We start from the raw sequence: 21182 nt of genomic DNA, 5'->3' as shown, positions 1-21182 counted from the left end.
CCCGTCATCCGGTGCGTAGCTCAGTTCAGAGGGCGTGTACGTCGGCGAGCACCTCGAAGGCTACATCGGCGGCATCCGAGAGGGCCTTGACCTCGACGGCCGTCGCATCGTGCAGGGCCGGATCTTCCAGTGCCAGGCCATTTCCGTAGATCACCACATTCGCCCCGACGTCGGCGGCCACCAGCAGCGGCTTCGTCGCGACGCCCTTGCCGACGAGCAGGTCCAGGCCTTCGCCGAAGAAGTAGAACCGCCACAGTGGGCCGAGATCGGCGTTGTAGACCTGCTTGGTCCGGTCGATGATGACATCGCCCGCACCCGCGATGGACGCCACGATCTTGAAGTAGTCGGGAGCGTTCTCCGGCTTCGAGCCGACCGCGGCGATCGAATAGGCGAGGTCGACCACGAGGTGTGCGTCGTAGCCCGTCATCGCCACCCGCGCGCCCGACAGCTCGCACTGCGCCGCCTGGGTGAAGTACCGCGCCCAGTGCGGTTCGACTGCGCCACCGGTGAATTCGGCATGCAGATTGTTGAGGTAGCGGCTCAGTAGCTCGAGGCTGATGGCAGGTGCGTATTCGGTGTTCTGGAAGGCCGCCGGATTGTGCTGCAGCGGCATGACCGCTTCCTCTTCGACTCCGTCGAGGCCAATGCCGAACAGCGCCCGGCGATCCCGGTGCGCCACCAGGATTTCGGTGATCTCGTGATTGCGCGCGACCGCGGTGTCCAACCGCTGCAAGGCATCACCGGTCAGGTCGGAGGTATCGGAGAGCTGGGCGATGGTCGCCAGCTCATCGGCGGACAGGTCCGTTCCACAGAAGGCCGACGGGACCTCCGTCGCCCCGGATACCGGGGTTCCGGAAAGCGTCAGTACGGCAGTGGTTGTCACGAGAAATAGCCCGAATCGGGCAGAAGTCCACACGGCGAGAAAGTGTACGGACCGGTCTGACTCTCTACCGGTTACGCGCCGCATGTCAGGGCCCCTTAGCACACCGCAGGCCCTGGGCATGAAAACGGCCCGCGTGCGTGCACGCGGGCCGTAGATCGACAGTACTTACTCCCCTACATCCGGAAATGCCTGCTGCCGGTAACCACCGCGCAGCGTGCCCTCCACATATGCCGCCTTACAGGCGCGGCGGGCGATCTTCCCGCTGGAGGTGCGCGGAATGGAACCTGCGGGAACCAGCAGCAGATCGCGCACCGTCACGCCGTGCCGCTTGGCAATGGCGACGCGCACCGACTCGGCAATAGGCACCGGGTCGAGTTTCGCTGCGCCCGTGCCACGTTCGGCCACTATCACCAATTGCTCGGCGGTATTGCCGGGATCGGGGGCGACAGTCGCACCGTTCTGATTGATTACATCGACGGGCAGCTGATTCGCCGAAACCGAGAAGGCCGCAACAAAACCCGGGCGCAGCGCGGTACTGGACTCCTGTGCGGAGAACTCCAGATCCTGCGGATAGTGATTGCGCCCGTCCACGATCACCAAATCCTTGACGCGGCCGGTGATGTAGAGCTCGCCGTCCAGGTACGCGCCGAAATCGCCGGTGCGCATCCAGTCCGCGTCGTCGTCCGCGCCCTGGGCATGGCTGACCGGCGACTGCCGGGTGACAAGCCGGTTGCGGAAGGTCGCCTCGGATTCTTCGGGGCGGCCCCAGTAACCGATGCCCATATTCTTGCCGTGCAGCCAGATCTCACCGACCTGCCCTTCGGGCTTCTCGGCATGGGTATCCGAATCGGCGATCACCGCCCACTGCGAGAGCGCCACATAACCGCAGGACACCTGGGACACAGCATTATCCGCGTCCGGGTTCACCTCGGTCATGCGCCCGGCATTGAGTTCGTTGCGGTCGACATAGACGACGCGGGCCTCGTCCTCGCGCCGGGTAGCCGAGACGAACAACGTCGCCTCCGCCATGCCGTAGCAGGGCTTGATCGCGGTCTTCGGCAGACCGTACGGCTCGAAGGCGTCGTTGAACTTCTTCATCGACGTCACCGATACCGGCTCGCTGCCGTTGATCAGGCCGATCACATTGGACAGGTCGAGCTCCTCCCCCGGCTTGGGGAGGCCGCGGGCCGCCGCATGCTCGAAGGCGAAATTCGGTGCGGCCGCGAAGATCTCGGCACCGTCCGCCTGTGCGGCCAGCTCCTTGATCCAGCGGTAGGGACGGCGCACGAAGGCGCTGGGCGACATGATGGTGATGAACTTGCCGCCGATGGTCGGCAGGATGACCGTCAGCAGGCCCATATCGTGGAACAGCGGTAGCCAGGTGACGCCACGTGCTTTTTCAGTAATACCGATCGTATTGATCACCTGCAGCAGGTTGGTGCCGACGGCCCGGTGGGTGATCTCCACGCCCGCGGGCGTACGCGTCGAACCCGACGTGTACTGCAGGTAGGCCACGCTGTCGATATTGATGTCCGGGCGCACCCAGGTCTCGCCCACGGAGTCCGGAATCGCTTCCACCGCAATGATTCGCGGCCGTTTCGGCGCGGGCAGGCCCCGGAAGATCTCCCGCACTCCGGGCGCGGACGCACCGACCGTGAGGATGGCCGCGGGCTTACAGTCGTCGAGCACCGCGTGCAATCGGTCGGAGTGACCCTGCTCGTCCGGATCGAAGAGCGGTACGGCGATGGCGCCTGCGTAGACCGCCGCATACATGGCGACGATGTAGTCGAGTCCTTGCGGCGCAAGGATTGCCACCCGATCGCCAGGCTGCGTGACCTGCTGCAGCCTGGCGGCCACCGCACGCAGCCGGACGCCGAACTCGTTCCAGGTCAGCTCGAAGTACTCACCATCGCGTTCCCGCGAATAGTCGACATAACGGTAGGCGAGCTCATCCCCTTGCGCCGCAGAGTGCTTGTCGACCAGGTCGATCATGGTCTGGTTGCTGGGGATCTTGATATTGCCGCGCTCGTCCAGATAGTCATCAAAGGTCTCGCCGATCATTCCCTATCCTTTTTCAACTCACAGCTATGACTGTGCAGTGACACCGAACAAGAATCGACTCCGAAGCCCGAGAAGTAGCTGGGGCTGGGGAAGACTAGCAGGTGACATGATCCTCGTCACTCAGTACCGGCCAAAGGCCAAGGCAACGTTGTGCCCACCGAACCCGAACGAGTTGTTCAGGGCGTACTCGTAGCTACCGCTACGCGCTTGCCCGCACACCACATCGAGGTCGATCTCCGGGTCCAGATTGTCCAAATTCAGAGTGGGCGGGATGATTCCGTCACGCACGCTCAACACGGTGAGGACCGATTCGAGCGCGCCGACCGCACCGATGGAATGCCCCAGTGCGGACTTGGGAGCGTAGACCGCGGCATGGTTTCCGACGGCCTGATAGATCGCGTTCGCCTCCGCCGAATCGCCGATCGGCGTGGCGGTGGCATGTGCATTGATATGGGAGACATCGGATTTCGAGATTCCGGCATGTTCCATCGCGCGCATCATCGCGCGGGCGGCGCCGGTGCCCGCCGGGTCGGGGGCGACCAGGTGGAAACCGTCGGATGTGATGCCCGCGCCCATGATTCGGGCGTGGATGGTGGCGCCGCGCGCCAAGGCGTGCTCCTCGGTCTCGATGACCATGAGCGCGCCCGCCTCACCGAAAACGAAACCGTCCCGGTCCTTGTCGAACGGACGGGAGGCCGCCTTGGGATCGTGATTGCGCGTGCTCATGGCGCGCATCATGGAGAATCCGGCAATGGGCAGGGCCTGGATGGAACCCTCCACGCCGCCGGTGATCATGATGTCGGCATCGCCCATGATGATCCGCTGCCACGCGTTGGCGATCGCCTCGGAACCGGACGAACAGGCCGAAACAGGCGTTGTCACACCGGCCCTCGCGCCCATCTCCACTCCGACGACCGCCGCCGGGCCGTTCGGCATGATGGTCTGCACGGTCAGCGGCGAGACCTTGCGGTAGCCGCCGCTGGAGAGCTTGTCGCGAGCGATGATCAGCATTTCCGCGCCGCCCAGACCGGTGCCGATGGAGACGCCGAGGCGATCGCCGTCCACCTCCGGGCTGCCGGCATTGCGCCACACCTCACGCCCGAGCACCAGTGCCATCTGCTCGACGTAGGATGTCCGCCGAACCTCTTCACGCTCGAGAACGGAAGTCGGGCAGACCTTCAGATGCCCGCCGATACGCACCGGCAGACCGAAGTCGTCGAGAAAACTATCCTCTAGGACGTCGATCCCGCTCTCGCCGTTGAGTAGTCCCTTCCAGGTCGAATCGACATCACCGGCGATCGAGGTGGTCGCCGCCAGTGCGGTGACAACGACGTTCGGGAACTTCCGGCGCTGGGCCGGGGAGGCGTGGCTCGTCTGCATGATCGTTCACTCTCCGTAGCAATGCTCCGGCGAACCAGATTCGATCCGCATGGGCTGTCAAGGACTGGTATGCAACTAGAGAACGCACCCCGCTGGTGAACACTTCGGCGGGGATGAAGCCAATTTCCGGCGAACTGGGCTAGATTAGCCGAGGCGAAGCCGACCAGTCTCCTTGCGCGACACGCGGGCACCCCCGGATCTCTTCCCGGCGGCCCCTTCGCCGCGGCGGTTATCGCCGAATCTCAAGCGCTTTCCACTGCCATCATTCCGCAGCGCCGAGCCATTTTGAGGGAGGCACACGATCGTGGCCAGGAATCTGACGCAGCTCGAGTTGCTGATCGAGCTGGAGCCGATTGCCGAAGCGAATGTTAATAGGCATCTATCGATGGCCAAAGCCTGGCATCCCCACGACTACGTACCGTGGGATGCAGGTCGCAACTTCACAGCAATGGGCGGTGCCGACTGGGATCCCGCTCAGTCCCAGCTCAGCGAGGTTGCCAAGGCTGCAATGATCACCAATTTGCTGACCGAGGACAACCTCCCCAGCTACCATCGCGAGATCTCCGACAACTTCTCCCAGGACGGTCCGTGGGGCACCTGGGTGGGTCGCTGGACGGCCGAGGAGAACCGGCACGGCATCGTGCTCCGGGACTACCTCGTGGTGACCCGAGGGGTCGATCCGGAGGCCCTGGAACAGGCCCGGATGATCCATATGACCAATGGCTACAACGCGACTCAGCTAGCACAGAAACGCATCGGCACCAAGGCAATCCCCTCGGATTGTGGATTTATGGTGTCTGTCGCATACGTCACATTTCAAGAATTAGCGACGCGCGTTTCGCATCGCAATACCGGCAAAGTGTGCAATGACCCCATAGCGGACAGGATGCTGCAGCGCATCGCCGCAGACGAGAACCTGCACATGATCTTCTACCGCAATATCTGCGCGGCAGCCCTGGACGTGTCCCCCGACCAGGCCATGGAAGCCATCACCCACATCATCCGGGAATTCCAGATGCCGGGCGCCGGCATGCCCAACTTCCGGCGCAATGGCGTGATCATCGCCAAGCACGGCATCTACGATCTTCGCCAACATCTGGAAGAAGTACTGCTGCCCGTGCTGAAGAAGTGGAATATCTTCGAGCGCACCGACTTCGGACCGCGTGGGGATCAATTGCGAAATGAGCTCGGGGAGTTTCTCGACAAATTGCGCGGGGATGTGGTCAAGTTCGAAGACCAGCGCGATCGATCACTTGCCCGGGATGCATTGCGGGCCGAGCGCGAAGGTGCATTGATCAGCTGAGAGTTGCTGCGGGACAGCGTCACATCGGGATACCTCCGGTGTGACGCTTTTCGTTCGAGGACAAAGAACCAAATTCGGCACGTCCCCGTAGAGTCGATCGTGAAGGTCTGTGCCACAACACGATCCAGGGGGATCCATGACCACTACATCCGCCCCTCCCACCGTTCCCAGCTACGTGAACTGGGTGGTGAAGCGCATATTGCGGTCACCCCTACACCGAATCATGAGTCGTAACACCATGCTCCTGACCTTCACCGGCCGTAAGACCGGCAAACAGTACACAGCGGTGGTCAGATACGTGCGGGACGGAGATCTCGTTACCTGCTATACCGACAGCAAGTGGTGGATCAATCTCCGCGGAGGCGCTCCGGTCGACCTGCTGATCGGAGGACAGACGGTCTCCGGAACCGCCACTGTCGTCAAGGATCGCGCTGTCGTGACGGAGAGCCTGACCTCGTTCCTCCAGGCCACTCCCTCGGACTCCAAGTACTACGGGGTCGGCCGTGACGCTGCGGGACAGCCGAAGCCCGAGGACATTCGGGCCGCTGCCGAAATCACCACGGTGGTCCGGATCGCGCTCTAGGCCGGCTGTCAGAACAGCGTCATCGGGTCGGTGGGGATGGGGTCCGGGAGGGGCTCCAGTTCGGGGAGGTGGGTACGGACTTCGGTGTGGAAGCGGCGGGCCAGGGTGCGGGCTCCGGCATTGTCGGGGGTGTGGATGAAGACGGTGGGAGAGCGGCCTTCTCGGAGCCATTCGAGGGTCTGCTCGACCCATGGCTCCCAGCCTGCGACGGTGCGGTCGGTGTCGTCGGTGCCGTGGTAGCGGACTATCGGGTACTCGGTGAGGGCTCGGGTGCGGCGCGGCAGGCGGGGCTTCTTGGATTGGGCTTCGAGTTCGGCCGCGCTGGCGGCGGGGACGGAGAAGAGGGTGGTGGTGTCGAAGGGGATCCATTCGGCGCCCGCATTCTCCAGTACCGCCTCCAATTGAGCTATGGCTCGGGGGTTTTCGAAGAATGCCGGGTGCCGGACCTCCACTGCCGCCCGGTAGTGCGGCGGGAGGGCCTCCAGGAGGTTGGCCAGTGCGGCCAGATCGGTGAAGGAACCGGGGAGTTGGATCCACAGGGCGTGCAGGCGGCGGCCGAGCGGTTCGACGGCATCGAGGAAGGCGTTCATGTCATTGTCGATGCCTGCGAGGCGGCGCTCGTGAGTGACGGTGCGGGGCAACTTCATTACGAAGCGGAAGTCCGGATCGGTTTGGCGGGCCCAGGATTCCACAGTGCGGCGTTGTGGTGTGGCGTAGAAGGTCGTATTGCCTTCCACCGCATTGCACCAGGAGGAGTAGGTGCGCAGGCGTTTTGCCGGGGGCAATGGGCGCTCCTGCCACTCCGGGTGAGTCCACATTGCGCATCCCACGTACAACCGCATATCTGACACGTTAGGTCAAGGGCTTCTTTGGGCGCAGCCAACCGTAGGTAAGCTCCACCGCGCGCTTCCAGTTGTCGTACTCCTCTTCCCGCAGGGTGGGATCCATCCGCGGTACCCATTGGGCCGCTACCCGCCAGTTGTGGCGCAGGCCTTCGAGATCCGGCCAATAACCGACCGCCAGGCCTGCCGCGTAGGCCGCTCCTAGGGATACGGTTTCGGCGACTATGGGCCGCATGACCGGAATGTCGAGAACGTCCGCGACGATCTGCATGAGCAGGTTGTCGGAGGTCATCCCACCTGCTACGCGGAGGGCATCCGCGCGCAGTCCGGCGTCGGCGTTCATGGCCTCGACCACATCGCGGGTCTGCCAGGCGGTGGCCTCCAGTACGGCTCGGGCTATGTGGCCCTTGGTGATATACGACGTGAGGCCGATGAGGAGGCCGCGGGCATCACTGCGCCAGTGCGGGGCGTACAGACCGGAGAAGGCGGGAACCAGGTAGCAGCCGCCATTGTCTTCGACTGTGCCCGCGAGGGTTTCGATCTCGGGGGCGCTGGCGATCAGGCCGATATTGTCGCGCAACCACTGCACCAGTGAACCGGTGACGGCGATCGGGCCTTCGAGGGCGTACACCGGGTCGGGGCCGACCTGGTAGCCGATGGTGGTGAGCAGGCCGTGCTGGGAGCGGACCAGTTCCCGGCCGGTGTTCATGAGCAGGAAACCGCCTGTGCCATAGGTGCATTCGGTCTCGCCGGGCGCGAAGCAGGTCTGGCCGAACAGTGCGGCGTGCTGATCACCGAGGGCGGCGGCGATGCGTACGCCGGGGACCACCCGGCGTGCGACTCCGAATTCACCGGTCGACGGTTCGATGCGTGGGAGCATGGCCTTCGGAATACCGAAGAAACGCAGCAGTTCGTCGTCCCAGGCCAGGGTGGCGAGGTTCATCAGCAGCGTGCGACCGGCATTCGTCACATCGGTGACGTGCTCGCCGTGGTCCGCGCCGCCGGTGAGATTCCAGATGAGCCAGGTTTCCATGGTGCCGAACAGGACTTCGCCGCGTTCGGCGCGCTCGCGCAGGCCGGGGACGGAGTCGAGCAGCCAGCGCAGCCGGGGCGCAGCGAAGTAGGTGGCCAGCGGGAGGCCGCAGAGTTCTCGAATGCGTTCCGCGCCTGGGGATTCCCGGAGCCGCTCGACCAGTTCCTCGGTGCGCACGTCCTGCCAGACGATGGCGCGCCCGATGGGAGTGCCGGTGCGGCGATCCCACACCACGGTGGTCTCGCGCTGGTTGGCAATGCCGACCGCCGCCACCTGATCGACGGTGATGGCCGAATCACGCAGTGCCGCAGGGACAATCTTCTCGACGGTGCGCCAGATCTCCAGGGCGTCCTGCTCCACCCAGCCGGGATGCGGATAGTGCTGGCGGTGTTCGCGCTGCGCGACTCCGACCAGGCGAGCGCGTTGATCGAACAGGATGCAGCGGGTGGAGGTGGTGCCCTGATCGATCGCCAGCACATACCGTTGTGTCATGCGCGCCCGCTCCCGTCCTGAGTCATTGCGCAACACCGAGATCCCGTGACACTGCCCCTGCAGCATCGCGCACCTGGCCGACAAGCGCCGGGCGGAGCCGGAGTTGGCCGTCACACAGATGCTCGATGAGACCGGTGATGCCGAGGGCGCCCACCACCAGGCCGCCGCGAGCCCGGATCGGCGCGGCGATACCGGCCTCGCCCGAGCGGTACTCCCCTACCTCGCCGGCCCAGCCGGTGCGTCGGACCTCGGTCAGCGCTCGGCCGAGCGCTGGTCTATCGACAATGGTTCGGTGCGTAAGGGCGGGGAGGTCGCCGTCCTTGACGGTCGCCGCGAGTTCGGCGTCGTAGGCGAGCAGCACCTTGCCGAGCGCGGTCGCGTACGGCGGCAATACTTCTCCCACATCCAGCGCCTGTGCGGTGTTGTCCGGCCGGAAGACGTGATGGATCACCGTCACCGCACCGTGCACCGGTGCGGCGATGCGCACGGATTCCCCGCTGCGCGCCGCGAGAGCGTCGGCCCGGTTGATGGCCCGGGACCGCAGCTCATTGGTGTCGATGTAGCCCGCGCCCAGTGCCCCCAGCGCCGAGCCCAAGTGGTACTTGCCGCTGATCGGGTCCTGGTCGACGAAACCCACGCCCTGCAGCGTCTTGAGGATGCCGTGCGCGGTCGGTTTGGCCAGGCCCAGCGCCGCCGCGATCTCCCCCACGCCCATCCGCCCGGAGCCGCGCGCGAGCAAGCGCAGCATGGCCGCCGCACGCTCGATCGACTGAATCGGACCCGGCATGTCCGTAACCTATCAGCAAACCGTTCGGCATTGTCGAACGGCTGACCTGTCAAGGAACGCCCGCAGTTCGTAGCGTTGACGTCGGGCCCGGCGGCGACCGTGCTTACCAGCGCAAACGGACTCAATGACGAGTTTCCGGAAAGGACCGCGATGACGCAGTACGTCGGAGCCATCGACCAAGGCACGACTTCCACGCGATTCATGGTGTTCGATCACGGCGGCAATGTGGTTGCCCGCCATCAGCTCGAACATGAGCAGATCATGCCGCAGGCCGGCTGGGTGGAACACAATCCGGACGAGATCTGGGAACGCACCCGGACAGTGATCAAGAGCGCTCTCGCGGGCGCGAATCTCACGGCGAGCGATCTCACCGCCGTCGGCGTCACCAATCAGCGCGAGACCACCATTGTGTGGAACCGCCGCACCGGACGCCCCTATTACAACGCCATCGTCTGGCAGGACACCCGCACCGATCGCATTATCTCGGACCTGAACAAGGCCGGGCACGGCGATCTGATTCGGCGCAAGGCCGGACTGCCCCCCGCGCCGTACTTCTCCGGCGGCAAGCTGCAGTGGATTCTCGAAAACGTCCCCGGCGTAAGGGAAGACGCCGAGCGCGGCGATGCGCTGTTCGGCACCCCCGACTCCTGGTTGATCTGGAATCTCACCGGCGGCGTGCGCGACGGCGTGCACATCACCGATCCGACCAATGCCTCGCGGACCATGCTCATGGACCTCGAAACCCTGGACTGGGACGAGGAATTGCTGGCGGTCTTCGGAATTCCGCGGGCCATGCTGCCGGCCATTGCGCCCTCGTCCAATCCGGCCGGGTTCGGCACCACCAATCCGGACGGCCCGTTCAAGGGCTCCGTGCGCATTGCCGGTGTGCTCGGCGACCAGCAGGCCGCCACCGTCGGGCAGGTGTGCTTCCGGCCCGGTGAGGCCAAAAACACTTACGGCACAGGGAATTTCCTGATGCTGAATACCGGTACAGAGATTGTGCACTCCAAGCACGGCCTGTTGACCACCGTCGCCTACCAGTTCGGCGACGAGAAGCCGGTGTACGCGCTCGAGGGTTCGATCGCCGTCACCGGATCGGCCGTGCAGTGGCTGCGCGATCAGCTCGGAATCATTTCCGGCGCTTCGCAAATCGAGCGACTGGCGAGCCAGGTCAGCGATACCGGCGGCGTGTACTTCGTGCCCGCCTTCTCGGGACTCTTCGCGCCGTACTGGCGGCCCGATGCGCGCGGCGCCGTGCTCGGCTTGTCCCGCTACAGCAATAATGCCCACTTGGCCAGGGCCACACTGGAATCCATCTGCTACCAGACGCGGGACGTGGTCGAGGCCATGCAGCGCGACTCCGGTGTGAAGCTGGAGGTCCTGCGGGTGGACGGCGGCGTCACCGCCAATGAACTTGCCATGCAGATCCAGGCCGATTTCCTCGGCGTTCCGGTGTCACGGCCGATGGTCCCGGAGACCACTGCGCTCGGCGCCGCCTATGCCGCGGGCCTGGCCACCGGATTCTGGAACAACACAGACGAACTCGTCGCCAACTGGCACGAGGACAAGCGCTGGCAGCCCACGTGGTCGGAGGAGAAGCGCGAGCGCGGGTACACCCGCTGGCTCAAGGCCGTCTCGCGAACTCTCGACTGGGTCGATATCGACGACGACGAGGACTGACCCCGATGACTGAACTGGGCCTTTTGAAGTGAGTACCGATAACAAGGAGCATTTCGTGTCCGCACAATTGGATCCTGCCTACCGCACCCGGGCGATCGATTCGCTCGGCGACACCGAGATCGATGTCCTGGTCATCGGTGGCGGCGTGACCGGCGCCGGCGCCGCGCTCGATGCCGCCGCGCGCGGCCTGTCCGTCACCCTGGTCGAGGCCCGCGACTTCGCGGCCGGTACCTCCAGCCGTTCCTCCAAACTCATCCACGGTGGCCTGCGCTACCTGGAGCAGCTCGACTTCGCTTTGGTCCGTGAGGCTTTGAAGGAGCGCGGGCTGCTGCTGAACAAGATCGCCCCGCACCTGGTGCATCCGGTGTCCTTCCTGTTCCCGCTGCAGCATCGGGTGTGGGAGCGCGCGTACATCGGTGCGGGCGTGGCGTTGTACGACACCCTCGGCGGGGCGCGCGCGGTGCCCATGCACCGGCACCTGACCCGCACCAGCGCACTGGAATTGGCTCCGGCGCTGAAGGAAGACGCCATGACCGGCGCCATCCGCTACTACGACGCACAGGTCGACGATGCCCGGCACACCATGATGCTGGCCCGCACCGCCGTCCAGCACGGCGCGACCGTGCTCACCCGCACCAAGGTGACCGGGCTGCTGCGCGACGGCGAGCAGGTGGTCGGCGCGCAGGTACTGGACCTGGAAACCGGTCTGGAGCACACCATTCGGGCCCGCACCGTCATCAGCGCCACCGGCGTGTGGACCGATGACATGATCAAGATGACCGGCGTTGAATTCCCGTTCCACGTGCGTATGTCGAAGGGCGTGCACATCATGGTGCCGCGTGAGCGGCTGAATATGAACACCGGCCTGATCATGCGCACCGAGAAGTCCGTGCTGTTCGTGATTCCGTGGGCCGAGCACTGGATCATCGGCACCACCGATACCGAATGGTCGCTGGACAAGAACCACCCGACCGCCAGCGCCGCGGATGTGCAGTACATTCTCGACCACCTCAATTCGCTGCTGCGCGAACCGATTACGCGCGCCGATATCGTCGGCACCTATGCGGGGCTGCGGCCGCTCATGACCGGCGCCTCGAAGGAGACCTCGAAGCTCTCGCGTGAGCACGCGGTCGCCGAGCCGGCGCCCGGCCTGTTCGTCATCGCGGGCGGCAAGTACACCACCTACCGGGTGATGGCCGCCGATGTGGTCGATGCCGCCGCCGCGCGACTCGGCAGTGACGCGCCGTCGTCGGTGACCGAGAGCCTGCCGCTGCTGGGTGCGGTCGGCTACCAGGACATGCTGGACGATGTGCGCGGCGTCGCACTACGCGCCGAGCTGCCGATCGAGACCGTCGAGCACCTGCTCGGCCGGTACGGTTCGCTCACCGAGAGCCTGTTCGATCTGATCGCGGCGGTTCCCGCACTGCACCAGCCGATTCCGGGCGCCGAGGACTACATTGCCGCCGAGGCCGTGTACGCCGCCACCCACGAGGGTGCGCTGCACCTGGACGATGTCCTCACCCGCCGCACCCGCATCTCCATCGAGGTGCCGGACCGCGGCCTGAAGGCGGCTCCCGAGATCGCGCGGCTCATCGCCCCGCATCTGGGCTGGGATGCCGAGCGCACCAATGCCGAGATCAATCAGTACTTCGACCGCGTGCATGCCGAACTCGCGGCCAATGCGGCCGATGACGACGAGGCGGCCAATGCGGCCCGCCTGCTCGCGGTCAGCTGAGCCTTTTTCGGCGGAATTCCAGTACTGAATAGCGCCGCGCCGGAAGCAATTCCGGCGTGGCGCATCCGCACGCCCGCCTCCGGATTCGGCCGGAAATTCGCGGCTTGTGCGGGGCATCCCGGTCGTCGTAGCGTGTGTCTAAAGATTTGCTGAACAAAAGACCGTAAGGTCCGATTCGGCTTCTACCCACCTTCGTCCGCACTGTCGCGACGCCGATCGGGAGGCGCATCAATGGGCTTCAGCACGATTTTCATCAGCGAGGCACTGGGCACGGGTGTGCTCATCCTGCTCGGCGCAGGTGTCGTTGCCAACGTATTGCTAGCAAAGTCGAAGGGCTTCGACGGAGGCTGGTTGCTGATCAGCTTCGGCTGGGGTCTCGGCGTCTTCGCGGGCGTCTATGTCGCCTACAAGACCGGCGGGCACCTCAATCCTGCTGTCACCATCGGCAATCTGTTCTCCGGCGCCGACGAGTACGCGCCCGGGGTGCCGGTGAACTTCACCAATACCGTCGCCTATCTCACCGGACAGCTGCTCGGCGCCTTCCTGGGTGCGTACGCCGCCTTCGCGGCCTACAAGCGGCACTTCGACGAGGAAACCGACGAGGCCAAGAAGCTGGCGGTCTTCGCCACCGGGCCCGCGATCCGCTCCTACAAGTGGAACTTCCTCACCGAAGTCATCGCCACGTTCGCGCTGGTATTCGTGATCCTGGCCTTCGGGCACACCCCGAGTGGATTGGGACCGCTGGCCGCGGCGCTGCTGGTCGTCGGCATCGGCGCCTCACTGGGCGGCCCCACCGGATACGCCATCAACCCGGCCCGCGACCTCGGACCCCGCATCGCCTACGCCCTGCTGCCGACCGGCCGCGCCGCGAATGTGCTGCCGGAGCGGGTCCCGGCCGATCTCGGCGGCGGATCCGCGCAGCGCATCCCCGAGGAGCTGCCCGCGCACAAGGGATCGCAGCACAAGAACGCCGACTGGGCCTACGCCTGGGTCCCGGTGCTCGGACCGCTGGTCGGCGGCGCGCTCGCCGGACTGGTGGCGCACCTCTACCTCTGAATGTCGGTGCGCCTTGCTAGCTTTCGCAGCGTAAAACGTTGATCGAAGCTTGGAGCGGGGCGCATGACCATCGGGGAAACCACCTATCTCGAACTGTCGGAAGACAGCGGTTCGGCACACAAGTTCTATGAGGTCGTCGTTGCCGAAACGCAGGTGACCATTCGCTACGGGCGCATCGGCGAGTCCGGGGCAACCCAGGTGAGTTCCTTTGCCACGGTGGACAAAGCGCGGGCCGCGGCCGCGAAGAAGGTCGGCGCGAAGGTGCGCAAGGGCTATGCGCCCGCCGTCAAGGGCGTACGGGGTAAGCGGCCGGTGACCCGACGGGCCATCGTCTCACAGCGCTCGACCGCGAAATCGGCTCCGGTGCTGTGGACTTTCGACTCCGGCGCGGCGGCGTTCGGGATCTTCGTCGAAGAGAACCGCTGCTGGGTGGGCAATGAGAACGGCGATGTGTTCACGCTGACGCCCGAGGGCGCGGTGAACGGCCGATTCCGGCTGCCGGATGCGGTTAAATGCATTGTGGCCGATGACTTCTGGATCTATGCCGGATGCGATGACGGGCGGGTGTACGACCTGTCCGGCAAGGTGCCGCGGGCGGCCTACGATATTGCCGCCAATGTCGATATCTACTGGCTCGATATCCACGACGGCATTCTCGGCGTCTCCGACCGGCAGGGCGGGCTGACCGTCATCGACCACGAGGAGGAGTCGCTGTGGTCGCGGCGCAGCAGCGGGGATTCCGGGTGGATGGTGCGCATCGACAATGACGGCGTGTACCACGGACATTCGGAAGGTGTCACCAAGTACGACCTGGTCAGCGGCGATAAGCAGTGGCTCACGCCGACCGGCGGTCAGGTGCTGTTCGGCTGGCAGGAGGCCGGCGCCGTGTACGCGGGGACCAGCCGCAATCAGGTGCGGATGGTGGCGAAGAGCGGTGCGGCCGAGCGTACGTATCAGTGTGATGCGGCCGTATTCTCCTGTGCCACTTCACCTGACGGGCGCTATGTGTTCGCGGGCGACAACTACTCTTCGGTCTACTGCTTCGATTCCGCGGGGCAGCGCCTGTGGAAGCTGGCCACCGGCTGCGGGTCGGCGTACTCCATGCAGTACCACGATCAGAAGCTCTACCTGGTCACCACCAGTGGCGCGCTGGCCTGCCTGGATGTGAGCGAGGCCGCCATCCACAATGCCGAGCAGGGCGTGCTGCCGCAGACCTTCTCGGTGAAGGCGCCGGAGATGTCTGCCGTAATACCCAGTACCACAGTGGAATCGGTGGCCGATGCGGGTGACGGCATTGTCGTGGAGTGCGTGAACGCCGCCGGCGGTCTGCGCGTGCACGTGGTCTCCCCCGGCTATCAACACGGCTGGAATGTGCAGTTTCCCCGTGATATTCGCGAAGTGGGCGCACGCTACGTCGTCGACGCGGTCGCCGAATCGGCACGAGGCGGCTTCTACCGCGTGCGCGGCGACATCCGCCGGCTGCGGTAGCGGCCTGCGCGCCCGGAGGCCGGTATCAGTTCACTCCGGCCACGGCTGCGAACGGCGCGTAGTCGCGGACGTGTCCCTCGGTCCAATCCCAGAGGGACATGGGGTCGACCGCCACGCCGCGCTGAAGCAGCAGCCGCCAGCCGTCGTCCTGCTTCTCCCAGATATCGCCATCGCGATCGATATACAGTCCAGCGTTCTCGGGCTCGATTCCGGTGTTGCCGAACCCATTCGGGACATCGCATCGGTGCAGCATGTAAACCACCCTTCCTCAGGCTTGTTTCCACCCGAAAGCATCCGCCATGGCTCTTCCAATTCACTTCCGACCGGGTCAGGTCACACCGGGATATTGTTAGCAATTAGAACAATTGGCCTTAGCACGCGAACAGGCCGACTTCCCGGACCATCCGTAACCATTCGACAACTATCGTGCAAACTTTTGGCATCTTCGACTTTTTGAGGGATAGTGCTCTTCTTATGGCAAACGTCCAGTTTGCTTTTGCTACGAGGAGGGGTCGGGATGGCAGGGCCGGAGATCAGAGTGCTCGGGCCCCTGTACATGTCCATCGACGGCCAGGAGGCTCCCCTCGGAACCCCTATGCAGCGCGCTGTCCTCGGCCGCCTGATCGTGGCGCACGGCCAGGCTGTGAGCACTGAACGCCTGATCGAAGACCTGTGGGCCGGGCATCCTCCGTCCAAGGCCTCCTCGGTACTGCAGGTACATATCCACAATCTGCGGCGGTTGTTCGAACCGGATCGGCCGCGGCGCGCGCCCTCCCGGCACATTGTGTCCGAATCGTCCGGTTATGCACTGCGAATCGCCGAGAATGCCGTAGATGCGTGGCACTTCGAAGAACAACTGCGCGCCTATCAGGAACTGATCAGCAATCCCGAAACCCGGCCGACTCCGCTCGAGCGCAACACCATGCTGGAGGCGATGCTCACACAATGGCGCGGTCCGGCGCTGGAGGCGTTCGCCGACATCGAATGGGCCGCACCGGAAGCCCATCGGCTCGACGATCTGCATCTGACCGCCATCGAACTCGATGCCCAGGCCAAACTCGAACTCGGCCGCTGGGGCGAGGTCGTCATCGGGCTGCGGGGGCTGTTCGGCGCACACCCCGGGCGTGAGGAACTCGTCCGGCTGCTCGCGATCGCGCAATATCAGCTCGGCCAGCAATTGGAGGCGCTCAACACCATTCGGCGCTCACGCGAATTCCTGGGCGATGAATTCGGCGTCGATCCGGGGCCTGCCCTGCGCCACCTCGAGACCGCGATCCTCACCCACTCCGCGGATCTGACACCGCTGGTCCCGGCGGCCGAGGCCGATGATCGGCCGGTGCTGCTGCACAGCGGCGGCAGCACCACCCCCGCCGAAACCCCTTCCGCCACCGGCTATGCCGCCGAACTCTCGGAACTGCTCACCCTGGCCGCGGCGACGCGCAGCGGCGGCCTCCGGCTCGTCTGGATGTCCGGTGAGGCCGGCATCGGCAAAACGACGCTGGCCGAAACCGCCCTGGCCGCGCTGACTACCACCGGCTGGACGGTGGCGACCGGCGACTGCCCGGAGATCGACGGCGCGCCCCCGGCCTGGGCCTGGTCGGAGATTCACAGCGGCCTCGAAGCCGCCACCGCGGCGCCGATTTCGACGGTGCCGGGGCCCGACACCGACGCCGACGACGCCTTCACGCTCTCCCGCAAACTCGCCCAATCGTGTAGGAACGCGGCCGCTTCCGGACCGGTGGCGCTGCTGCTGGAGGATGTGCACCGCGCCGATACCGCCACGCTGCAGGTGCTGCGCCAGGTGGTGAACTGGCTTCGTGAGGAACCCGTACTGGTGCTGGTCACCATGCGGCGGTCGGAAGCCGGTCCGGTGGTGCACAATACGGCGGCCGCACTCGCCCAGTACACCGCCGCGGCATTGGAATTGAACGGCCTGGATCTGGCCGGGACGCGGCAGACGGCCCAGGCGGCCGGACTGCCGACGTTGAGTGACGACGTACTGGCCCAGCTGCACGCACGCACCGGCGGCAATCCGCTCTTCGTCCGGGAGCTGGCCAAACTACTCGCCGCGCACGGCAGCCTGGAGCAGGTGCCGGAGTCCATCCGGGACCTGATCGACAATCGCGTCGCACAGCTGCCCGCCGGTGTCACCGCGGTGCTGCAGCATATTTCGATCTGGGGTGCGGGCAGCGAGCTCGGCATTCTCAGCCTGGCGGCGGGGCTGCCCAAGGACACGCTGATCGATCTGATCGCCGCCGCCGAGGCGGCCGGGCTGGTCGGCAGCGGGCGCACCGGCACCATCGCCTTCGAACACGCGCTCATCCGCGATGCGGTGTACCTCGGCATTCCGGCGCTGCGGCGCGGCCGAATGCACTGGGCCGCACTGGAACTGCTCGAAGAGCACGCCGAGGCCTACCCGGCCCTGGCCCGCGATCCGGAGGTACTGGCCCGGCACGCCATCCTGGGTGCGAGCGCCGAAACCGCGAGGACCGCCATCGAATTGGTGCGCGCCGCCGCCCGCCGCCGGATGGACCGCCGTATGCGCAGTGAGACCGTCCGGCTGCTGCGCGCGGCCGTCGAACTACACGAACTCGCGGGCGATGCCGCTGACCACGCCGACCGTGCGGACCGCACCGCGCTGCTCGATACCCGCTGCACGCTGGTCACCGCGCTCGCCTACGACAATCAGCATCGTGCGGCCCGCGCCGAGCGCGCCCGCGCCCTCACGCTCGCCGAGGATCTGGGCGGCGAGAACCTTCGCATCCGTGCGCTCACCTGCTGGCGCGCCCCCGCGATCTGGGCCGCCCGCGAGTGGGGCACCCCGGATCACCGCATCCGCCAGGCGCTGGCCCGCGCGCTGGCCCCGTATCGGCTGCCCACTGCGGCCGATCAGGTCCCGGGCGCTGCGCTCGATGTCGGCCGGGAGGCGAGCCCCGGTGGGCTGCGCACAACCATCGCAGTAGCGGAAACCGCGGTTGGACAACCCCTTTCGAAGAGCGAGCTGGTGTGGCTGCCCGGTGACGCCTACGGGGTGAGCGAGGACCGGTCACCGGAGTCGTTGATTCTGCTGCTGATCGCGGCGACCTTCGAGGCCGGACTGGACGAGTACGCGGGCGGGCAGCGGCTGGCGCTGCAGGCGGTGCGGCTGGCACGGAGTCTCGGTGATCCCGAATTGCGCTGTGCGGCAATCAATGCGGCGACCTACCTGGAGTTCGACTACGGGCCCGAGTTCGCCGCGCTGGCGGCCGAGTTGGAGCAGGTGGCCACAGGTGCGGGGCTGGCGGAGTATCAGGCGCTGGCACAGCATCTGGGGTATCGGGCGGCGGTGGCCCATGCCGATCTGCGGGAAGCGGCGCGGCGAGCCGTCGATGCGGTGGAATACGCGGACGAGGGGCAGCTGCAGCCACTGCTGGATATGGTGAGCTGCCTCGCCGCCACCATGGAGTTACTGCGCGGGGATATCGATCTGTCGGAGCAGCTCTACGAGCGATTCGGGCGGCGCATAGCGCGGTCCGGGGCAACGAACGTCGCCGAGGTGGAACTGTTCTGCGCCACCGCGATCGGATGGGCGCGCGGTGATCTGTCGGGGCTCGTCGAACGCCTCGCAGAGATGTACACGGAGCTGCCGAGCATTTTCGGGCAGGCGTACTCGCTCGCACTGGTGCACGCGGGGAAGCCGGCCATCGCTCGTCCCGTCTACGCGGCGACGGACCGGGTGCGCGAGGAGATGTATCCGGTACTCATGTCGGCGATGCGGGCGCGTACCGCGATCGCACTCGGCGAGACCGCGGATATTCGCGCACTCTTCGAATACTTGGCCCCGCACTCCGGCACGGTCATCGGCATCGAAAGCGGTACGACCGCTTTCGGCCCGATGGATGCGGTGCTGGCCGAGCTGGCGGAGGCTCTCGGCGACCGTGCTGCCGCGGCGGAACATCGCGAACGCGCGCGGCTACTACTGGAACGAATCCGCACCGAACTGCCGGTAACTGGAGATTCGCTACTGCGTGTGGCATAACAACGGGCAAATGGTAAGGAGCCAGTGACCATGGCCACCGGCTCCTACCGAATTTCCCCGCGGGCAGATTTTTTGCCCGTTATTACTTCGCCCGCTGGTACGCCTCGACGATCTCGGCCGGGATACGGCCGCGCGAGGAGACCTGGTGCCCTTGAGCCCGTGCCCATTCCCGGATCGCGGTGCTCTCTTCCCGATCCACAGCGGGGCGGGTGCGGCCGGTGACAGCCCCCACCTTGCGCTGCTTGGAACGACCCACCTTGCGGGCCTTCTCGGCCCACGGCTCGAGAGACTCCCGCAGCTTGCCGGCGTTCTTGATCGACAGATCGATCTCGTAATCCGAACCGTCGATCGAGAAAAAGACTGTCTCGTCGGCCTTCGATTCGCCGTCGTAGTCGTCAACCAGAGTTACGGTGACTTTCTTCGCCATGGACTGCCCTTCCACGTAGAGGTGCCGCTATTCGCCGAAATGCTAATGCCGCGGGAGGGAGGTTTCAAACCAGGCGCGAATCGAATTGCGTGAGATCAGACTATTCTGCTATTACCGCAGAGACCGGAAGGTCTTCAGAACACCCGGAATGCGGTCAAGCGCCACCCGGAACGACCGCGGACAATGCGGGCGGCGAGCGCGAAATGCCGCGTTCCCCGGTCGTATCCCGCACACACTTCCGCCGCCCGCGACCCGGCCATGATCACATCCACCCTGGTGAGGGTCGCGCCCCCGAGACCACGCCCCGGGACCTGACCGCGGTCGGCCACCGTGCGCAATGCGGCGATAACTCCGGTGTCGGCGAGCGGGCGCAGTTGTAGCGGAGATCTACGGCCGTCGAGCACCTCCAGCGCAACCCGCAGGGCCGCGGCGGCGAATTGCCGGGCTACCACGTCGGATTCGTCACAAGCGCCGGATTTCGCAGCGTGCGAAGCCCGTAATACCCGTTGTAGGGCAACGGTTCCGGAGCGCCGCTCCGTCGCATTCCGGAAGGCTCGATTGCGACATGGGGGCTGGCGCGGTTGCGCCGCTGACGGCTCCAACTGCGGTGCGGGCCGCACGAATCCACCCTCGAATACCATCTGCGCTCCCCTCGCCGCGGCAATCTGCCGACTGGGCAGTGCCGCCAGCCTGGCAGGCGTGTGAGCTGCGGTAAAGCCGAAATCGAAGCTCGCGCACCCGGTCCCGGAGTGTCGGGTACTCGCGCCTATTTCAGCAGCGCCAGCCGGCCCGCGTAATCGGTGGGCAGGTACAGGATCGGACTGGTGGTCCAGAGCTGACCGGATTGCGGGTCGTACTGGTTCGGCATCACCACACCGGTCGGCGCGAAAGCGTCGAAACCCCGCTTGGCCGTGGTGCGGGTGGCCCGCCACAGGTGATCCTGGAAGGCCACCACGGCCGCTGTATCGGTCGCCACGGCTCCACCGCGCAGTTCCGCGACCTTGGCGGCCACACCGTCGGTGGAGAGGTAGACGAGCGTCCCGTCGGCGGCCCGGTCCGGATCGATGGCGACCACATCGGTCATGCCGTAGCGGGACTTCAGGACTTCGGCGATCTCGGTCTGCGCGTAGACCGGAATGCCACGATCGCCGCGCGCGGCCACCACCGCGGCGGCCAGCGCCTCGTTGACCGGTCCCGGGTCACCGATGGTGCGTGTCGAATCCGCGCCCGCCGGAAGGCGATTGCCGAAGCTGTAGGCGACGATCAGCGTCGCGGTCTCGGCGGGCGCGGTCGGGACCGTCCAGAGATCGACCACGGCGGGCGGCGCCGCGGACGCTGTCACCGGGACCAGCCACGCCACCGATCCGAGTACCGCCACCGCTGCTGCTGCCGCCACCGTACGCTTGGAGCTCAT

The 21182-nt window shown here is 65.7% G+C and carries 17 protein-coding genes; 7 read left to right on the top strand and 10 right to left on the bottom strand.

All coding sequences use genetic code 11. The features are described 5' to 3' along the window. Positions 1-25 precede the first annotated feature (25 nt). The 3 genes from JWN03_RS14760 to JWN03_RS14750 form a co-directional block, all read right to left on the bottom strand. Positions 26-883 carry a DUF5995 family protein gene (locus JWN03_RS14760; protein ID WP_297614736.1) on the bottom strand — a complete coding sequence of 286 codons (858 nt, stop codon included), beginning with the start codon at positions 881-883 and terminating at the stop codon, positions 26-28. Positions 884-1048: 165 nt separating this feature from the next. Further along, complete coding sequence (gene fadD32 / locus JWN03_RS14755; RefSeq protein WP_441342990.1) at positions 1049-2944, bottom strand: long-chain-fatty-acid--AMP ligase FadD32; 1896 nt, start codon at positions 2942-2944, stop codon at positions 1049-1051. Positions 2945-3064: 120 nt separating this feature from the next. Further along, positions 3065-4324 carry a KasA/KasB family beta-ketoacyl-ACP synthase gene (locus JWN03_RS14750; protein ID WP_297614734.1) on the bottom strand — a complete coding sequence of 420 codons (1260 nt, stop codon included), beginning with the start codon at positions 4322-4324 and terminating at the stop codon, positions 3065-3067. Positions 4325-4628: 304 nt separating this feature from the next. On the opposite strand from JWN03_RS14750, the gene JWN03_RS14745 reads away from it, so the two are divergent. Next, positions 4629-5627, top strand: a complete 999-nt coding sequence (locus JWN03_RS14745; RefSeq protein WP_297614732.1) for an acyl-ACP desaturase — start codon at positions 4629-4631, stop codon at positions 5625-5627. A 136-nt stretch (positions 5628-5763) separates the two neighbouring features. After that, positions 5764-6210, top strand: coding sequence for a nitroreductase/quinone reductase family protein (locus JWN03_RS14740; protein WP_297614730.1), 447 nt, complete (start codon positions 5764-5766; stop codon positions 6208-6210). An 8-nt stretch (positions 6211-6218) separates the two neighbouring features. On the opposite strand, the gene JWN03_RS14735 is transcribed toward JWN03_RS14740, so the two are convergent. Genes JWN03_RS14735 through JWN03_RS14725 form a run of 3 tightly spaced genes read right to left on the bottom strand, consistent with a single transcriptional unit; the run spans position 6219 to position 9364 of the window. Beyond that, positions 6219-7052 (bottom strand): DUF72 domain-containing protein, encoded by an 834-nt coding sequence (locus tag JWN03_RS14735; RefSeq protein WP_297614728.1) that lies wholly within the window; start codon positions 7050-7052, stop codon positions 6219-6221. A 10-nt stretch (positions 7053-7062) separates the two neighbouring features. After that, positions 7063-8577 (bottom strand): glycerol kinase GlpK, encoded by a 1515-nt coding sequence (glpK, locus tag JWN03_RS14730; protein ID WP_297614726.1) that lies wholly within the window; start codon positions 8575-8577, stop codon positions 7063-7065. Positions 8578-8599: 22 nt separating this feature from the next. Then, positions 8600-9364: an IclR family transcriptional regulator gene (locus JWN03_RS14725; RefSeq protein ID WP_297614724.1), complete on the bottom strand. Its 765-nt coding sequence runs from the start codon at positions 9362-9364 to the stop codon at positions 8600-8602. A gap of 150 nt (positions 9365-9514) precedes the next feature. Here JWN03_RS14725 and glpK (JWN03_RS14720) point away from each other — a divergent pair, with 150 nt between their 5' ends. From glpK (JWN03_RS14720) to JWN03_RS14705, 4 genes are all read left to right on the top strand, one after another. Continuing rightward, positions 9515-11044, top strand: a complete 1530-nt coding sequence (gene glpK, locus JWN03_RS14720; protein ID WP_297614722.1) for a glycerol kinase GlpK — start codon at positions 9515-9517, stop codon at positions 11042-11044. Between the two features lie 55 nt (positions 11045-11099). Continuing rightward, positions 11100-12779 carry a glycerol-3-phosphate dehydrogenase gene (gene glpD / locus JWN03_RS14715; protein ID WP_297614720.1) on the top strand — a complete coding sequence of 560 codons (1680 nt, stop codon included), beginning with the start codon at positions 11100-11102 and terminating at the stop codon, positions 12777-12779. 231 nt (positions 12780-13010) lie between these two features. Next, positions 13011-13835 carry an MIP/aquaporin family protein gene (locus JWN03_RS14710; protein WP_297614718.1) on the top strand — a complete coding sequence of 275 codons (825 nt, stop codon included), beginning with the start codon at positions 13011-13013 and terminating at the stop codon, positions 13833-13835. Between the two features lie 63 nt (positions 13836-13898). Continuing rightward, on the top strand, positions 13899-15323 hold the full coding sequence (locus tag JWN03_RS14705; RefSeq protein WP_297614715.1) for a WGR domain-containing protein: 1425 nt from the start codon (positions 13899-13901) through the stop codon (positions 15321-15323). A 25-nt stretch (positions 15324-15348) separates the two neighbouring features. On the opposite strand, the gene JWN03_RS14700 is transcribed toward JWN03_RS14705, so the two are convergent. Next, positions 15349-15576: a hypothetical protein gene (locus JWN03_RS14700; protein ID WP_297614713.1), complete on the bottom strand. Its 228-nt coding sequence runs from the start codon at positions 15574-15576 to the stop codon at positions 15349-15351. A gap of 264 nt (positions 15577-15840) precedes the next feature. Here JWN03_RS14700 and JWN03_RS14695 point away from each other — a divergent pair, with 264 nt between their 5' ends. Then, positions 15841-19341, top strand: a complete 3501-nt coding sequence (locus tag JWN03_RS14695) for a BTAD domain-containing putative transcriptional regulator (protein ID WP_297614711.1) — start codon at positions 15841-15843, stop codon at positions 19339-19341. 82 nt (positions 19342-19423) lie between these two features. On the opposite strand, the gene JWN03_RS14690 is transcribed toward JWN03_RS14695, so the two are convergent. The 3 genes from JWN03_RS14690 to JWN03_RS14680 form a co-directional block, all read right to left on the bottom strand. Then, the gene (locus JWN03_RS14690; RefSeq protein ID WP_297614709.1) at positions 19424-19768 is read right to left on the bottom strand and encodes a histone-like nucleoid-structuring protein Lsr2; all 345 of its coding nucleotides are present in this window, start codon (positions 19766-19768) and stop codon (positions 19424-19426) included. Between the two features lie 134 nt (positions 19769-19902). Then, complete coding sequence (locus tag JWN03_RS14685; RefSeq protein WP_297614707.1) at positions 19903-20220, bottom strand: Rv3235 family protein; 318 nt, start codon at positions 20218-20220, stop codon at positions 19903-19905. A gap of 314 nt (positions 20221-20534) precedes the next feature. After that, positions 20535-21182 (bottom strand): hypothetical protein, encoded by a 648-nt coding sequence (locus JWN03_RS14680; protein ID WP_297614706.1) that lies wholly within the window; start codon positions 21180-21182, stop codon positions 20535-20537.

The organism is Nocardia sp. (assembly GCF_025465275.1).
Classification (GTDB): Bacteria; Actinomycetota; Actinomycetes; order Mycobacteriales; family Mycobacteriaceae; genus Nocardia.
The sequence above is the reverse complement of the archived record's forward strand: the minus strand, read 5'-3'. Positions and strand labels throughout refer to the sequence as shown.

What these genes read in the sequence shown, in the direction of transcription:
- JWN03_RS14725 (WP_297614724.1), bottom strand. Translation starts at nt 9,364, where the DNA reads ATGCCGGGTCCGATTCAGTCGATCGAGCGTGCGGCGGCCATGCTGCGC.
- fadD32 (WP_441342990.1), bottom strand. Translation starts at nt 2,944, where the DNA reads ATGATCGGCGAGACCTTTGATGACTATCTGGACGAGCGCGGCAATATC.
- glpK (WP_297614726.1), bottom strand. Translation starts at nt 8,577, where the DNA reads ATGACACAACGGTATGTGCTGGCGATCGATCAGGGCACCACCTCCACC.
- JWN03_RS14690 (WP_297614709.1), bottom strand. Translation starts at nt 19,768, where the DNA reads ATGGCGAAGAAAGTCACCGTAACTCTGGTTGACGACTACGACGGCGAA.
- JWN03_RS14680 (WP_297614706.1), bottom strand. Translation starts at nt 21,182, where the DNA reads ATGAGCTCCAAGCGTACGGTGGCGGCAGCAGCAGCGGTGGCGGTACTC.
- JWN03_RS14705 (WP_297614715.1), top strand. Translation starts at nt 13,899, where the DNA reads ATGACCATCGGGGAAACCACCTATCTCGAACTGTCGGAAGACAGCGGT.
- glpK (WP_297614722.1), top strand. Translation starts at nt 9,515, where the DNA reads ATGACGCAGTACGTCGGAGCCATCGACCAAGGCACGACTTCCACGCGA.
- JWN03_RS14740 (WP_297614730.1), top strand. Translation starts at nt 5,764, where the DNA reads ATGACCACTACATCCGCCCCTCCCACCGTTCCCAGCTACGTGAACTGG.
- JWN03_RS14695 (WP_297614711.1), top strand. Translation starts at nt 15,841, where the DNA reads ATGGCAGGGCCGGAGATCAGAGTGCTCGGGCCCCTGTACATGTCCATC.
- JWN03_RS14700 (WP_297614713.1), bottom strand. Translation starts at nt 15,576, where the DNA reads ATGCTGCACCGATGCGATGTCCCGAATGGGTTCGGCAACACCGGAATC.
- JWN03_RS14710 (WP_297614718.1), top strand. Translation starts at nt 13,011, where the DNA reads ATGGGCTTCAGCACGATTTTCATCAGCGAGGCACTGGGCACGGGTGTG.
- JWN03_RS14735 (WP_297614728.1), bottom strand. Translation starts at nt 7,052, where the DNA reads ATGCGGTTGTACGTGGGATGCGCAATGTGGACTCACCCGGAGTGGCAG.
- JWN03_RS14750 (WP_297614734.1), bottom strand. Translation starts at nt 4,324, where the DNA reads ATGCAGACGAGCCACGCCTCCCCGGCCCAGCGCCGGAAGTTCCCGAAC.